At 53.8% G+C, this 13787-nt stretch carries 17 protein-coding genes; 11 read left to right on the top strand and 6 right to left on the bottom strand.

Annotated elements, in window-relative coordinates:
- Positions 1-95: 95 nt before the first annotated feature.
- A complete protein-coding gene (tmk, locus tag AAC019_RS13395) occupies positions 96-737 on the top strand; it encodes a dTMP kinase (protein WP_339899493.1) in 642 nt (213 codons plus the stop codon).
- Between the two features lie 53 nt (positions 738-790).
- On the opposite strand, the gene AAC019_RS13390 is transcribed toward tmk, so the two are convergent.
- A complete protein-coding gene (locus AAC019_RS13390) occupies positions 791-1441 on the bottom strand; it encodes an RluA family pseudouridine synthase (RefSeq protein ID WP_339899492.1) in 651 nt (216 codons plus the stop codon).
- A 125-nt stretch (positions 1442-1566) separates the two neighbouring features.
- Between AAC019_RS13390 and AAC019_RS13385 the strand changes: the two genes are divergently transcribed.
- From AAC019_RS13385 to AAC019_RS13350, 8 genes are all read left to right on the top strand, one after another.
- A complete protein-coding gene (locus AAC019_RS13385; protein WP_339899490.1) occupies positions 1567-2571 on the top strand; it encodes a DNA polymerase III subunit delta' in 1005 nt (334 codons plus the stop codon).
- A 135-nt stretch (positions 2572-2706) separates the two neighbouring features.
- A complete protein-coding gene (locus AAC019_RS13380; protein ID WP_339899488.1) occupies positions 2707-3765 on the top strand; it encodes a lytic murein transglycosylase in 1059 nt (352 codons plus the stop codon).
- A 150-nt stretch (positions 3766-3915) separates the two neighbouring features.
- Positions 3916-4266, top strand: coding sequence for a PilZ domain-containing protein (locus AAC019_RS13375; protein ID WP_041523574.1), 351 nt, complete (start codon positions 3916-3918; stop codon positions 4264-4266).
- A gap of 53 nt (positions 4267-4319) precedes the next feature.
- Positions 4320-5111, top strand: a complete 792-nt coding sequence (locus AAC019_RS13370) for a TatD family hydrolase (protein WP_339899487.1) — start codon at positions 4320-4322, stop codon at positions 5109-5111.
- Between the two features lie 83 nt (positions 5112-5194).
- Complete coding sequence (locus AAC019_RS13365; protein ID WP_339899553.1) at positions 5195-5791, top strand: dUTP diphosphatase; 597 nt, start codon at positions 5195-5197, stop codon at positions 5789-5791.
- A 172-nt stretch (positions 5792-5963) separates the two neighbouring features.
- Entirely contained in the window at positions 5964-6362 is a 399-nt protein-coding gene (locus tag AAC019_RS13360) for a hypothetical protein (protein ID WP_339899486.1), read from the top strand.
- Positions 6363-6435: 73 nt separating this feature from the next.
- Positions 6436-6783, top strand: coding sequence for a GNAT family N-acetyltransferase (locus tag AAC019_RS13355; protein ID WP_339899485.1), 348 nt, complete (start codon positions 6436-6438; stop codon positions 6781-6783).
- A 187-nt stretch (positions 6784-6970) separates the two neighbouring features.
- A complete protein-coding gene (locus tag AAC019_RS13350; protein WP_339899484.1) occupies positions 6971-8380 on the top strand; it encodes a family 43 glycosylhydrolase in 1410 nt (469 codons plus the stop codon).
- Between the two features lie 160 nt (positions 8381-8540).
- On the opposite strand, the gene AAC019_RS13345 is transcribed toward AAC019_RS13350, so the two are convergent.
- The 3 genes from AAC019_RS13345 to AAC019_RS13335 form a co-directional block, all read right to left on the bottom strand.
- A complete protein-coding gene (locus AAC019_RS13345; protein WP_339899483.1) occupies positions 8541-9257 on the bottom strand; it encodes a hypothetical protein in 717 nt (238 codons plus the stop codon).
- 164 nt (positions 9258-9421) lie between these two features.
- Positions 9422-10195: a type I methionyl aminopeptidase gene (gene map, locus AAC019_RS13340; RefSeq protein WP_339899482.1), complete on the bottom strand. Its 774-nt coding sequence runs from the start codon at positions 10193-10195 to the stop codon at positions 9422-9424.
- Complete coding sequence (locus AAC019_RS13335; protein ID WP_339899481.1) at positions 10188-10376, bottom strand: ParD-like family protein; 189 nt, start codon at positions 10374-10376, stop codon at positions 10188-10190. The genes map and AAC019_RS13335 overlap by 8 nt, the downstream gene beginning before the upstream one ends.
- A gap of 462 nt (positions 10377-10838) precedes the next feature.
- Here AAC019_RS13335 and AAC019_RS13330 point away from each other — a divergent pair, with 462 nt between their 5' ends.
- Positions 10839-11222, top strand: a complete 384-nt coding sequence (locus AAC019_RS13330; protein WP_339899480.1) for a YbaN family protein — start codon at positions 10839-10841, stop codon at positions 11220-11222.
- Positions 11223-11307: 85 nt separating this feature from the next.
- Here the strand turns inward: AAC019_RS13330 and AAC019_RS13325 are convergent, their stop codons facing one another.
- The gene (locus AAC019_RS13325) at positions 11308-12588 is read right to left on the bottom strand and encodes an aminotransferase class I/II-fold pyridoxal phosphate-dependent enzyme (protein WP_339899479.1); all 1281 of its coding nucleotides are present in this window, start codon (positions 12586-12588) and stop codon (positions 11308-11310) included.
- A 57-nt stretch (positions 12589-12645) separates the two neighbouring features.
- Positions 12646-13035, bottom strand: a complete 390-nt coding sequence (gene rnk, locus AAC019_RS13320; protein ID WP_339899478.1) for a nucleoside diphosphate kinase regulator — start codon at positions 13033-13035, stop codon at positions 12646-12648.
- 410 nt (positions 13036-13445) lie between these two features.
- Here rnk and AAC019_RS13315 point away from each other — a divergent pair.
- On the top strand, positions 13446-13787 hold a 342-nt coding region (locus AAC019_RS13315; RefSeq protein ID WP_339899477.1), incomplete at its 3' end, for an iron-sulfur cluster assembly accessory protein.

Below are 13787 nucleotides of genomic sequence, written 5' to 3'. Positions count from 1 at the left end.
GTGTAGACTGCACAGCAGCGTTACTTTGCACCTTGCCCTTGGGGTAAGCTCAAGCAAATGCTTGCAACATACTGACAAGAAAGGCGGATAAACCCTTGGCAGCAGGAAAATTTATAACCATCGAAGGCACGGAAGGTGTCGGTAAAAGTACGAACTTAGCCTTTGTGCACGATTGGCTAACGGCCCGCGGTATTGACGTGCTGGTGACCCGCGAGCCCGGCGGCACGCCCCTGGCCGAGCAGCTGCGTGAATTATTGTTGGCCACCCGTGACGAACCGGTGGCTCACAAGGCCGAGCTGCTTATGGTGTTTGCCGCCCGCGCACAACACTTAGAGCAGCTAGTGAAGCCCGCCTTGGCACAGGGCCGATGGGTGTTGTGTGATCGTTTTACCGATGCCACCTATGCCTATCAGGGCGGTGGCCGTGGGCTGGATAAAACGGTGATAAGTGAGCTTGAACAGTTAGTGCAGGGGGCGTTGCGCCCGGATTTGACCTTAGTGCTGGACATCGAGCCCGAGCTTGGTTTGCAGCGCGCCGCCGCCCGAGCCGAGCTAGACCGTTTTGAGCGCGAGGACATTGCGTTTTTCAACCGCGTGCGCCAGGCGTACCGCGAGCGGGCCGAAGCTAACCCGGCCCGCTATGCCCAGGTGGATGCCGGACGGGCGCTAACGCAAGTGCAATGCGATATCGATTTCTGCCTGACACGCCTGATCGGCGAGCCCGAGCTGGGCCGGTAAGCTGGGGAATCGCCACATCCATCGTCCAGTCTCAGGGCGTCTTATTTGTGTCATCAGAAGCTCGCTGGCGCTTCAATGACAACAGGCTCACCGGTCACGGGGTGGGCAAATTCGATATATTCGGCATGCAGCAACAGCCGGTCGCTGGCGGCAATAACGGACGCGGGGGCGTACAAAGTGTCGCCCAAAATAGGATGGCCAAGCTCGCGCATATGCACCCGCAACTGGTGCGAGCGGCCGGTTACCGGTATTAGGGCTAGCCGGGTTTGCTGAGTGGCTCTATCGCGGCTTAAGACGCGGTAATGGGTGAGGGCTTTTTTGCCGTTATCCCAGTCCACCATTTGCCGCGGGCGGTTGGGCCAGTCGCAAATCAACGGTAGCTCGACCGATCCCTCGTTCTGAGCCACCAAGCCTGCCACCACAGCGGTATAGCGTTTGCTGACGGTTCGGGTTTCAAACTGACGGCCAATGTGGCGCAGCGCCTCGTAGCTTTGCGGCACAATCACCAGCCCCGAGGTGGGCTGATCCAGACGGTGAACAATACGGCTGTTGGGATGGTTTACCAGCAAGCGGTTGATCAGGCAATCTTGTTTCTCGGGCCCCCGACCCGGCACTGTGAGCAAGCCAGAAGGTTTATTGGCAACAATAAAGGCGTCATCGTGATACGCCAGAGGTACGGTTGGTGGGGGTGAAATACGGGTCATAGCGAAGCTCGGCAAGCGGGTGTGGCGTCATTATCCCAGAGATGCCCATTCACACAAGGGCGATTATCGCCAAACGTGTCACCGCTTGATAAGCTGCGCTCTCGCAAGTTTGGATGATGTAACCCATGAGTGATTTTCCGGCGCTGCCGTATCCTTGGCAACAAGAGGTTTGGCAGGGCTTTATACAGCAGTTTAGCGACAATCGTTTACCCCATGCGTTGATGTTGGCGGGCTCGCCCGGTTTGGGCAAGCGGCATCTTGCCCGTGCGATGGCGCAGTACGTTTTGTGCCAGCGGCCAGTGTCTGAATCGGCCTGCGGTAAGTGCAAATCGTGCGAGCTTAACCGCGCCGGCACCCACCCGGACTTAATTCAGCTGGCCCCTGCCGAGCCGGGCAAGGCGATTCGGGTGGATGATGTTCGGGCGCTGACCGAGGCGCAGGGTAAAACGGCCCAACAGTCGGGCTACAAAGTGGTGACCTTAATGCCCGCCGAAGCCATGAACAGCAATGCGGCCAACGCGCTGCTTAAAACTCTGGAAGAGCCGGCGGCCGATACGTTACTGATTTTAGTGAGCGATACGCCCAGTGGTGTGTTGCCCACGATCCGCAGCCGCTGTCAGTTGCGCACCATGGCGATCCCCCCGCACGAACAAAGCCTGCACTGGCTCACCCCGCTAGTGTCGGGTTCGGGCCATAGCGCGGCCGAGCTGCTGGCGCTTAGCCGTGGCGCGCCATTGGCGGCAAGGGATTTACTGGAGGGCGACGCTCTTGATCAGCGCGAGCGCTGGAGCACCGATCTTATCCAGTTAACACTGGGGCAAACAGACACGCTAAGCGTTGCCGCCGGTTGGCAAAAAGGCGACGGCCGCGCTGTTTTAGAGTGGTTTAGTGGTTGGCTGCACGATTTAGCCTGTTGGCAGGTGGGGGCCGAGCGGGCGCGCTTTGTCGATATCGATGCCGGCCTAACGGCCGTGCTCAAGGGGATCTCCCCGAGCTTGCTGCACCGCTTTCAGGAAAAACTACTGCACAGTAAAAAACTGCTTAACAGTGGTGCCAACCCCAATGTGCAGCTTTTGTTAGAAGAGCTGCTGATGGACTGGGGCGTTTTGTTGCGCGCCCGGGCAGGCTAGGGCACCTTTGAGGCCGTTTCGCTGGGCTTTACATTTGTTGGCAAATTACTGAACTGCCACCCACAAAAATTCGGCGCGCTATGATAATGTAACTTGGCTACTTGCTTTCAGCCCCTTGGTTAATGAGTTATTGCTATGATAAAAAATCTCCCATGTCTGTTCCGGCTACTGCTGCTGGGTTTGTCGTTTGGGTTAATGTCCGCTTTGGCAAACGCCAACGAGCCGGCCGAAAGCACCGCTGCCGATCCGGAGTTTCAGGCGTGGCTGGATGAGCTCTACCAAGAGGCTAAAACCCGCGGCATTAGCGAGCAAACCTTGCAGCAGGCCTTCTCGGAGATTACCCCGCCGGTAAAGCGTATTATTAAATCCGATCGCAACCAGGCTGAAGTGGTGCAAACCTACGACAGCTACTTGAGTGCCCGTTTAAGTGACTGGAAATTTACCACCGGCCGCAAACTCATGGCGGAAAACGCCGAGGTGCTCAACCAGGTGGCGGCAAAGTACGGCGTGCAACCGCGCTTTTTGGTGGCTATTTGGGGGATGGAAACCAATTACGGCACCTTCCCCATTAAAGAGCCCATTTTTAATGTGTTGGCCACGCTTGCCTACGACAAGCGTCGCGGGCCGTATTTTCGCAAGCAATTTTTAGCGGCGCTGGATATGCTCGACAGTGGTTTTCCCACCTACGAACACTTAAAAAGCTCCTGGGCCGGCGCCATGGGGCAATCTCAGTTTATGCCCGAAAGCTACCAGCAGTACGCGGTGGATTTTGACGGCGACGGCAAACGCGATATCTGGGATACCAACGCCGATGTGTTTGCCTCTATTGCCAACTACTTTAGCGTGCGCGGCTGGCGCGATGATCAAACGTGGGGTCGGCCCGTTACTTTACCCGCTGGCGGTGAGCAAAGCCTGCCCGCCGAGCAGGCCGCCGGTTTAACCCCAGATGCCGACTGCAAACGCTTTAAAAGCCTGGGCGTGTGGCGCGATCTGAGCGACTGGCAAAAGCTTGGGGTGCGCCGTGCCGATGGCTCGGACTTGCCCGACGTATCGATCCCGGCCGCGCTGGTATTGGCTGATAAAGGCGATGACCGTGGTTATATCGTCTATCGTAACTTTTGTACCATTATGAGCTTTAACCCCGCCTTTAAATACGCGCTATCGATCGGTTTACTGTCCGACGAATTAAACTAATGGCGGCTGGCTTGGGCTAGGGGCACCACGTTGGCAGGCGCGCCGTGCGCGCTGGACACAGTGGGGCTTATCCATTACCTTTGGTGAACAAAGTAAACATATAAACAATTAAGCTGGCCTTAACCGGCACTTATTGATCGGATAGATTCTATGCAAGCACTTGGTGGCGCCCGCAATGGCATTCTCTCACTGACCATTAAAGACAAAGCTGTACTCTATGCCGCGTATATGCCCTATGTGCTAAATGGCGGGTTGTTTATCCCCACCAACAAGCCTTATAAACTGGGCGACGAAGTGTTTATGCTGCTCAACCTAATGGATGAACCCGAGAAAATCCCGGTGGCCGGCAAGGTGGTGTGGGTGACGCCTAAAGGCGCTCAGGGCAACCGTGCGGCCGGTATTGGCGTGCAGTTTACCGACGAAGACAATACCGCTGTAACCAAAATCGAAAACTATCTGGCAGGCTCGCTCGAATCAGATAGGCCTACCCACACCATGTAACACGGCGCTCCCGGCCGCCTGCAACCCAAACTCACATAGAATATGGTGACAATATGCTAGTGGACTCCCATTGCCACCTGGACAGAATTAACCTCGACCCCTACGACGGCCAGCTTGAGCAAGCTCTTGCCGCCGCCCACGCGCGCGACATTAAACAAATGCTGTGCATCAGCATCAGCCTGGATAATGTCGAGCAAGTGATTCAAATCGCCCAGCAAAATCCATCGGTTTTGGCCTCGGTGGGGGTGCACCCCTGCGATGTCTCGGCCGGCACCGCGACGCGCGAGCAACTAACCCAATGGGCCGGGCGCAATAAAGTAGTCGCCATCGGCGAGACGGGTCTTGATTACTACCACGAGACCGACAGTACCGAGGAGCAAAAGGCCAGTTTTGCGCTGCACTTGGAGGTAGCCGGGCAGGTGGGGCTGCCGGTGGTGGTGCACACCCGCAACGCGCGTCAGGATACCCTCGATTTAATCAAAGCCCATGGCAACCCCGAGCATGCTGGGGTGTTGCACTGCTTTACCGAATCCTGGGAGATGGCTCAGGCCGCGATGGAGATGAACTACTACATCTCGCTGTCGGGTATCGTCACCTTTAAAAACGCCAAAGAGCTGCAAGAGGTTGCGCGTAATATGCCGCTCGATCGCTTGCTGGTCGAAACTGATTCGCCCTATTTGGCGCCGGTGCCGTATCGCGGTAAGCCCAACGAGCCGCAATACGTGCGCGAGGTGGCCGAGTTTGTCGCCGGGCTAAAAGGCATTAGCTACGAGGAGCTGGCCGAAATCACCACCGAGAACTTTTACCGTTTGTTTAATCGCGCGCAGGCCTACCGCCCGCAGTAACGCCTTATTAGATAACACGCTCGTTAAAAAATACCGAGGATTTACCCGTGTCACTGGAAACCGTCAAACAACAAACCCGCGCCATGCTGCAGCTACAAGACGATATGAACAGCAAAGTGCACCCCGCGTGGCGCGAGCAGGGCAACGCCTGGTACCGGGCCATATGGATCGAGTGTGGCGAGCTGATGGACCACTTTGGTTGGAAGTGGTGGAAACACCAAACGCCCGACACCGAGCAAGTGGCGCTGGAGCTTATCGACATTTGGCATTTTGGTTTAAGTATTCTGTTAGAGAGCGGCGCCAGCGTTGATGACATTGCCGATAAAGTCGCTCACGAGTTGGATATTACGACCGATCAGCCGGATTTTCGTTTAGATGTAGAGGCCTTTACCGCCGCCACCCTTAACGGTCAGGGGTTTCATCTGGAGTTGTTCGGCCGCTTAATGGCCGGCGTTAACATGAGCTACGCCGAGCTTTACCGCCGTTACGTGGGCAAAAACGTGCTTAACTTTTTTCGGCAGGATAACGGCTACAAAGACGGCAGCTACCGTAAAATTTGGGCCGATGGCCGCGAAGATAATGAGCATTTGGTTGAGGTGGTTGACGCTTTGGATGCTGCAGCTGATGATTTTTCTAAAGCGGTTTATCAGGTGCTTGCCAAGCGTTACGCTCAGACATAAACGTCACGTTTAAGTGTTTAGCATATCGCGTTAATTTGTGCATTTCGACTAAAGGGAGTAGGGCTGTGGTGCTGGTCGAGGTGTTTCTTTGGGGGTTGCTCGGGCTATCGTTACTGCTAAGTGAAAGTGAAGCGGCTTCGCGCGCGATCGCCTATTCTCAGAGTCGCTAGCGATGGGGAAGGTCGGACCGCACGAAGGCCGAGAATGTGCGTTATTCGCTACCGGTGAGAAACATTTAATTTTGTTTTTCTCCGATGGTTTGCCGGACAATGTTTTGCCTTTGGCGCAATCGGTGGGCGCGCTTGAATGGGTATTTAACGCCGGCAAGCTTTTTCCTGACAGCGAGATTGAGTTAATCGGGTATATTTATTATCGCGACGGTTATCAAGAGCAGGCGCCTCACTTGGCGTCGTTGGTGTTAGCAACGCTTAATAAGCCCGCCAACCCCATCCAGTTAGAGCGCGATATTGGCCGCTTGCTGGGCTACTCTGAAGCGGATATTGATGCTTATATAAAAAGCCTTACTTCACGTCGAGCCAAGCTAACCACCCGCTTACACGACGAATATTGAGACCGTAGAAAAAGTAGATCACCTAAGGTTTCTTGATATCTGGGAGGCATCGGTAAGGGCAACCCATGATTTCTTGGCGGAAGAGGATCTGCAGGCCTTAAAATCGCTGATTTTAGAGCAGTATTTTGACGCTGTTGATTTACGGTGTGCCAAAGACCGCGGTGGTGAGATACAGGGGGTTTGTGGCGTCCATGATAGCAATATCGAAATGTTGTTTGTTGCATTGGGTGAGCGGCGTCAGGGTGTGGGTGCTTTATTAGCGCTTCGTGCTATCAACCGTCAGGGAGGGACCAGGGTTGATGGTAACGAGCAGAATGAGCAGGCAATAGGCTTTTACCAGCGTATTGGTTTTACGGTAACGGGGCGCTCACCCATCGATGGTCCAGGGAAGCCGTATCCGTTGCTGCATATGGCACTGTAACCATTTAATCGGTCATTGGGGGCAATCGTGTCTCCGGCCCCACAGCACCCTGTATGACGCCCAGAAACTGTCCCCTCAATTCCCTTATCCTAACGTTAGCCGGAGTTACTGGATTCTTTTGGCTTAATTGTATTATTATATTTTCAATATGGTTTTATTGTAGAAGAATAGTGACTAGGAGAACCCCATGTTGACATCGTTTACGCGCTCGTTAGGCGCAACCCTGATAGGCCTTAGCTGTGCGGCGGGCGCCTTGGCCGACAACCCCGTGATTAAAGAGCGTTTTAGTGCGGACCCGGCCGCGCTCGTACACGATGGCAAGGTGTATTTGTACGTAGGCCACGATGAGGCTACCCCAGAGGGGGATTTCTTTGTGCTGCGCGAGTGGAATATTTACTCATCCGATACCGATGACCTTGATAACTGGACGCTTGAGGGCGAGGTGCCACGCACTATTTTTGAGTGGGCTGAGGCAGACTCCGCCTGGGCGTCTCAGGCGATTGAGCATGACGGTAAATTCTATTGGTACACCACCGTGCGCGGGGTTGACCCGGAGGATTCGTTGGGCGGTTATACCCTGGGTGTGGCGGTATCCGATAATCCGGTCACTGGCTGGAAAGATGCTTTGGGTAAACCATTGCTGGATCCGAGTGAGACCGACCCGGCGCCGCATATGATCGAGCACAGCCACAGTTGGGATGATATCGACCCGTCGGTATTTGTCGATCACGACGGCCAAGCCTACTTGTATTGGGGCAATTCGCACCTGTATTACGCCAAACTTAAAGACAATATGATTGAGTTTGACGGTAAAATCCATCAGCTGCAGATTGAGGGTATTCCCGGCCCCTTTACCGAGGCGCCTTGGTTGCATGAGAAAAACGGCCAATACTATTTGACCTTTGCCATGAACTACCCCGAAGAGCTGGCCTACGCCATGAGTGATAGCCCCACCGGGCCGTGGGAGTTTAAGGGCGTGCTGATGGACACTTTGGAAGACAGCGGCACCAGCCACCAGGCGATTTTAGAGGTAAACGATAAAGACTACTTTATTTACCACACCGCCGCGTTACCTACCGGCGGAAACTTTCGCCGCTCGGTATCGATTGAGCCCTTACACTACAACGCCGATGGTACTATCGCTAAAATTACGCCAACGGCCTCTGGTATTAGTGACGTAGCTCAAACCTTGCAAAGCTATGCCGACACCGAGCAATACCTGCGTTACGGCGACGGTAGTGAGGTGAGTCTGGCGGCGTGGAAAAACGACGAGCGCTGGCAAACCCTGTGGCACATCAAGCCTTTGTTGGCCGGTGATAACACGGTGTCGTTTCAGCCAGAAACCCGTATGGGTTATTATTTAATCGCCGACGAGGGCAAGCTGAGCATCGAGCGTCACGACGGTAGTGACAGTTTTGCTCAGGCGGCAACCTTTGAAGAGGTAAACGGTCTTAGCAACGGCGACTTAAGCTCGTTCCGCTCGCGCAGCGACAGCGCGCAATACCTTATGGTAAAAGACGGGGCACTCGTGTTGGCCAAGCCTGACTCGGCCGGCGATCGCAAAGCGGCGACATTTCAGGTCGCAGCCGGCGAATAACGAGACTAGGCTTAACCTACCGGATGAATGGTAGGTGTTTAAATAGTACGCAAAATAGGTACGTAAAAAGCGCAGAGCCATAATGGCTCTGCGCTTTTTTATTGTGCCATTTAAGGGGTAGGGTGCGGGGCCAAAGCGTTTGCGCAATCCTGCTGCACGGTTAGCGCTTATCCAGCTCTTGCTGCATATTGCTTAGTATTTTCTCTCCGGTATCTTGTTTGCCGTTACAACCCGACATATACCAATCTTGCGCTACTCCCCGGCTTTTTTTCTGTTGTGCTTTTAGGCAACCGCCAGAGTCTAACTCGAGCACCGTGGTATTGTGAGCACTTTGCCAGCTGTCGTTATTTGTGCGGTTACTGTGTAGTCGCAAGCGTTTTGCTTTGGCAGCGTTAACCTTTTGTTGCAGCCGCGGGTTAAATATTGCCGGGTTGTTTGCTCTTTTTACCATCGTGCCAGAAGCCGGTGCCGCTGGCGTGGTCGCGTTGGCAGGCGTATCCTCGACCGCTGTATTTAACCTGGTTTTGGGTTGCGGCGGTTTAGCCGGGGTTTGGCTCTTGTCAGGTGAGGTGACGTCTGGCTCGGGAGTTTTTAGCGGTGTTGTGTGGTTGGCTGCGGTGGCGGTTTTAGTGGTCGGCGCGGGCCTACGCAGGGTTAGGTGTAGCGTGCTATGAAGCTCTGTGTTACTGAGTTTCGTAGGGCGCGGTGCCGGCCAATGGTAAAGCGCCACTAGGTGGAGCAGCGCCGAGACAATCGCGGCTGCGGTTAACAAAGTGCGGTCAACCTTGGGGCGAGTCGGTTTTGTAGGTAGGTCGGCCAAAAGCTCGAATGAGTAGTCAGGGAGCTGTTCTGGCGGGCAGGTTTGTCGCTTATCCATGTCGACGGCCATTGTTACGCACTCGGTTGTGGGGCAGCGTAGCTAGGACAAAGGGCCGTAAGGATAGTTTCGTGGATGTATTCGCTGCCCCACTGATAATGTACTAGCCGAGGGTGGTGTCTATTTGCCTAATTATTAAAAGAAAGCTGCTGGGTGAGGGGTTACTAAATGAGAGCTTCTTCGTCTCTGAGTGTGAGCACCTCAACCCCATCGGCGGTGACGGCTAGGGTGTGCTCCCATTGAGCCGATAATTTTTTGTCCCGGGTAATTACCGTCCAGCCGTCTTTTAAGGTTTTGGCTTTAGCCGAGCCTTGGTTAATCATCGGCTCGATGGTGAAGGTCATGCCCTCTTGCAGAACTAAGCCACTGCCCGGGCTGCCGTAATGTAATACGTTAGGGCCCTCGTGCATCTGCCGGCCAATGCCGTGGCCGCAGTAGTCTTTTACCACGCTAAAACCGTGCTGTTGGGCGTAACTGGCTATCGCGTAACCTACATCGCCTAGCGTGTTACCCGGTTTAACGCTGTTAATACCGCGCCACAGTGCCTGATAAGTCGCGTCCACCAGTGAGCGTGCTAACGGGGTGACTTCACCGATGCAGTACATTTTACTGGAGTCGGCAATGTAGCCGTCCTTTTCCAGCGTGATATCAATATTAACAATATCGCCACTTTTGAGCGGTTTATCGGTCGGAAACCCGTGGCAGACCACAAAGTTGGGTGAAGCATTCAATGTGTAGGGGTAATCGTACTGCCCAAGGCTCGCCGGGCGCGCGTTTAAGGCCTCGCGAATATACTGCTCCGCCCAGTTGTTAATGGCCATTGTGGTTACGCCTTCTAGCATGCGTTTATCCAGCTCGGCAAACACTTGGGCTAACAGCGCGCCGGCCCGACGCATTTTGGCCAACGCCTCGGGCGATTTTAAAATAACCTCATTCATCGCGGCTGCCCCGTGTTAGCTCTGTCCGGATGAGCTCGGCAAAGGTTTTATCCTGATTCAGCTCCGCCAGCCGCCCAATCTTTAGCCAAAACTCTGCCTGTGCGTTAATCGAGCGTTGCATCACGCCACTGGCGTGGCGCAACTCATCGTGCAGCTCATCGGATACTTTTACGATTCCCATAGTGGTTGTACTCTTTCATTGTGAATATGCGAATTATATATGATTCGTATATTGCGCGGTGTGAATAATTGTTTAGGGGGCTGATATTTTGCGCAGGTGCGGGTGGGCGTGATTCGGCCGTTTAGGCGCCACATTTTAGTCGCGCACATTGCGCCACGGTACTGAGAATAGTATTTGGCTACGGTATACTGATCGGGTGTCGGTTATTTAGCCAGGTGTTGAAAAACTACCTACGTTACCGCTGCGGTGTTAAAAAGGCCTCAAAATGCTCATTTACTACGTGTAAACTCCGCTTTTTAAGTCATTTTTGCCTTGCATCGGCGGCCTCGCCTACGTTTTTCAACAGCCGGCTAGGCGGTGTATTGCTCGCGCACCACGTGCGGTTGTTGCCGCTCACCGCTTTTCTGTTTAGGTTACGTTTAAAAAGGCCGTTTGGGCGAGTCTCTGTATGGCAACATTATTATGTTAGTTCGCCTCGCCTGGCGCGTGCTCGCGTTAGTATTTGTCGGCCTTGGGTTAGTGGGTGCCGTTGTTCCCGGCCTGCCGACCACCGTTTTTTTGTTACTGGGGGCCTGGGCATCCAGCCATGGTTGGCCCGAGCTTAATCGCTGGTTGCTTACCCATCCAAAGTTTGGCCCACCCATAAAGCAGTGGCAGAACCACCGGGCTGTGCCCCGGCAGGCAAAGTATGCCGCTGCCGCGATGATGAGCATCAGTGCAATTTTAATTTTCTGGTCCGCGATTTTCACCTGGGTAAAGGTGTTGTTAATCGGGCTGATGGTGAGCGTTTTGTTTTGGCTTTGTACGCGCCCTGAGAGCGGCGACGACCGGAGTAAAGCCGATTAATCGTCCGGGTTTGGGCTGCTAAAACCTCGGGTGGTTGACTTCGCCAGAGGTTTTAGTGACCGGTAACAGGGCTATAACTGTTCTTTTAGGTTGAGACGACTCGATCAAGAGCCTGATCAATATCCGCTAAGATATCGTCGATATGCTCAATCCCCACCGATAACCGCACCAGATCTTCTGAAACTCCCGCCGATTTTAATTCATCGTCACTGAGCTGGCGGTGCGTAGTGCTGGCCGGGTGGCAGGCGAGCGACTTGGCGTCACCAATGTTGACTAAGCGTAAGATCATTTGTAAGGCATCGATAAACTGCGCCCCCGAGCTTTTACCGCCTTTAATGCCAAAGCTTAAAATCCCCGATGCGCGCCCGGCGGTAATTTTTTGACACAGTGGCTGATAGGCGCTGTCGGGCAGAGCGGCGTAGTTAACCCAAGTTACCTTAGGGTGCGCCTGTAAGTGTTTGGCAACCGCCAGGGCGTTGTCGCAGTGACGCTCCATGCGAATGCCCAGCGTCTCTAACCCCTGCATAATTAAAAAGGCGCTGTGAGCCGCAAGTGCCGAGCCGGTATTGCGCAACGGCACTACCCGGCAGCGGCCGATAAAAGCCGCCTCGCCCAAGGCCTCGGTGTAGATCACATTGTGGTAAGAGGGGTCGGGCTCATTCAGCATGGGGTAGCGCGCTTTATTACCGACCCAGTCAAACTTGCCCGAATCGACAATAATGCCACCTACGGTGGTGCCGTGGCCGCCAATATATTTGGTGAGCGAGTGCACTACAATATCGGCGCCGTACTCAAAGGGTTTACATAAAAACGGGGTGGCGACTGTGTTATCGACAATTAAGGCCACGCCGTGCTTATGAGCGATATTAGCGAGTTTTTCTATGTCGACTATATTGCCGGCCGGGTTGCCGATAGACTCGCAAAAAACGGCCTTGGTGTTGCTGTCTATTAAACTATCGAGTTTGTCATAGTCGTCAAACGAGGCCATGCGAACCTCAATACCCTGGCGTGGAAAGCTGTGGGCAAACAAGTTGTAGGTGCCGCCATACAGTTGGCTGGTGCTAACGATATTGTCACCGGCACTGGCAATACACTGAATGGCGTAAGTGATAGCTGCCATGCCAGAGGCAAGTGCCAGAGCACCAATGCCGTCCTCCATGGCGGCTACGCGGGCCTCCAGCACCGCATTGGTGGGGTTCATGATGCGGGAGTAAATATTTCCCTCTACCTTTAAATCAAATAAATCGGCCCCGTGCTGGGTGTCGTCAAAGGTGAAAGACGTGGTTTGATAAATAGGGGTCGTCGCCGCTTTGGTGGTGGGATCCGAGTCGTAACCGCAGTGCAGAGCCAGTGATTCAAGTTTCATAGTTGGTTCCTGTCGCAAGTGTGGTGAGTCGATAAAATGTAGCACAGAATTTAGACGCTAGAGTGCAGCCGGCGGAGCCACTTTCTCGACATGTACGACGGTTTTTTTACCGCTAGCGATTGGCCAATCAATTTCTGCCCCCTCTTGCATGCCAATTAGGGCGCTTCCCACCGGCGTTAAAATTGATAACTTATGTTCGCTGTTGTCGACCTCGGCTGGGTAGACGAGTTCATAGGTAAAGGTTTTTTGCGTCGATTGCACCGTAAAGGTCACGGTGGAGTGCATGGTAACCACATTGCCGGGTAATTTTTGTGGCGACACGATTTTAGCGCGTTCCAGCTCATCCAATAATTGCTCGGTAATGGCGTCTTCCGGCGCTGAATCAATCAGCGCCGACAGGCTGTTATAAATTTTTCGGGTAAGTATGATTTTAGGTTTGACGCCCATGACGGTGCCTCCTGATATCTGGGTTAGGTAGAAAAAAACGGCCCGTTAAGCGCAGCTTTTAAAGGGCGTATTGTTGTGGTTTGGTTTTAAAAGGGCAGCGTTTGCCTGTGTAGGCGCTGACAAAAACGGACGATAGAGTACCGAGTGCTATAAACGCACTCTTTATAGGGGGAAGAGAGGTGTAAGCCTCCACATAAGAAATTGCAAAATACTGCTCATAAAAGGGGTAGAAAACGCGGCTAATAAGGCGGAGATTACCGCAACGGCTTTTAAAGTCAACCGCTAACAGCGCCCGATGCCGGTATGAGGGTTCGATCTCGCTATAGTTGACTAATTTAGTCGGGTATTTTTTGTCGTAGCTCTCGGTGGTATAATGGCGTTTTCTGACCTTTCGATTATTAGGATGCTCTATGCAGCCCAAGCTCCAAATCTCTGATGCCGCCCGTGACTACTTGATCGATCTACTGCATGGTCGGGGCGTAGAGGCTGTACGTGTTTTCGTGAACCAGCCGGGAACGCCGCGAGCAGAAACCTGTTTGGCTTATTGCCGCCCGGGAGAAGAGGTGGCCACCGATCTTACGGTGGAAAAGGGCAGTTTAATATTGCGCTTGGATAAACCCAGCTTGCCCTATTTAGAGGGGTTGGATATTGATTTAAACGAGGTGGGCAACCGCAGTCAGTTGGTGATGCGAGCGCCTAACGCGAAAAAGTCTTCCAGCGTGCAGGGGCGTGAGGTGGTATTTGAGCGCGAG

This window comes from uncultured Gilvimarinus sp. (genome assembly GCF_963975215.1).
In the GTDB taxonomy this organism is placed as follows: domain Bacteria; phylum Pseudomonadota; class Gammaproteobacteria; order Pseudomonadales; family Cellvibrionaceae; genus Gilvimarinus.
This window is presented reverse-complemented; position numbering and strand designations above follow the sequence as displayed.

Excerpts from the sequence above, each read along its gene's own strand:
- AAC019_RS13390 (WP_339899492.1), bottom strand. The coding sequence starts at position 1,441 with ATGACCCGTATTTCACCCCCACCAACCGTACCTCTGGCGTATCACGAT.
- AAC019_RS13385 (WP_339899490.1), top strand. The coding sequence starts at position 1,567 with ATGAGTGATTTTCCGGCGCTGCCGTATCCTTGGCAACAAGAGGTTTGG.
- AAC019_RS13380 (WP_339899488.1), top strand. The coding sequence starts at position 2,707 with ATGATAAAAAATCTCCCATGTCTGTTCCGGCTACTGCTGCTGGGTTTG.
- AAC019_RS13375 (WP_041523574.1), top strand. The coding sequence starts at position 3,916 with ATGCAAGCACTTGGTGGCGCCCGCAATGGCATTCTCTCACTGACCATT.
- AAC019_RS13370 (WP_339899487.1), top strand. The coding sequence starts at position 4,320 with ATGCTAGTGGACTCCCATTGCCACCTGGACAGAATTAACCTCGACCCC.
- AAC019_RS13365 (WP_339899553.1), top strand. The coding sequence starts at position 5,195 with ATGCTGCAGCTACAAGACGATATGAACAGCAAAGTGCACCCCGCGTGG.
- AAC019_RS13360 (WP_339899486.1), top strand. The coding sequence starts at position 5,964 with ATGGGGAAGGTCGGACCGCACGAAGGCCGAGAATGTGCGTTATTCGCT.
- AAC019_RS13350 (WP_339899484.1), top strand. The coding sequence starts at position 6,971 with ATGTTGACATCGTTTACGCGCTCGTTAGGCGCAACCCTGATAGGCCTT.
- AAC019_RS13345 (WP_339899483.1), bottom strand. The coding sequence starts at position 9,257 with ATGGATAAGCGACAAACCTGCCCGCCAGAACAGCTCCCTGACTACTCA.
- map (WP_339899482.1), bottom strand. The coding sequence starts at position 10,195 with ATGAATGAGGTTATTTTAAAATCGCCCGAGGCGTTGGCCAAAATGCGT.
- AAC019_RS13335 (WP_339899481.1), bottom strand. The coding sequence starts at position 10,376 with ATGGGAATCGTAAAAGTATCCGATGAGCTGCACGATGAGTTGCGCCAC.
- AAC019_RS13330 (WP_339899480.1), top strand. The coding sequence starts at position 10,839 with ATGTTAGTTCGCCTCGCCTGGCGCGTGCTCGCGTTAGTATTTGTCGGC.
- AAC019_RS13325 (WP_339899479.1), bottom strand. The coding sequence starts at position 12,588 with ATGAAACTTGAATCACTGGCTCTGCACTGCGGTTACGACTCGGATCCC.
- rnk (WP_339899478.1), bottom strand. The coding sequence starts at position 13,035 with ATGGGCGTCAAACCTAAAATCATACTTACCCGAAAAATTTATAACAGC.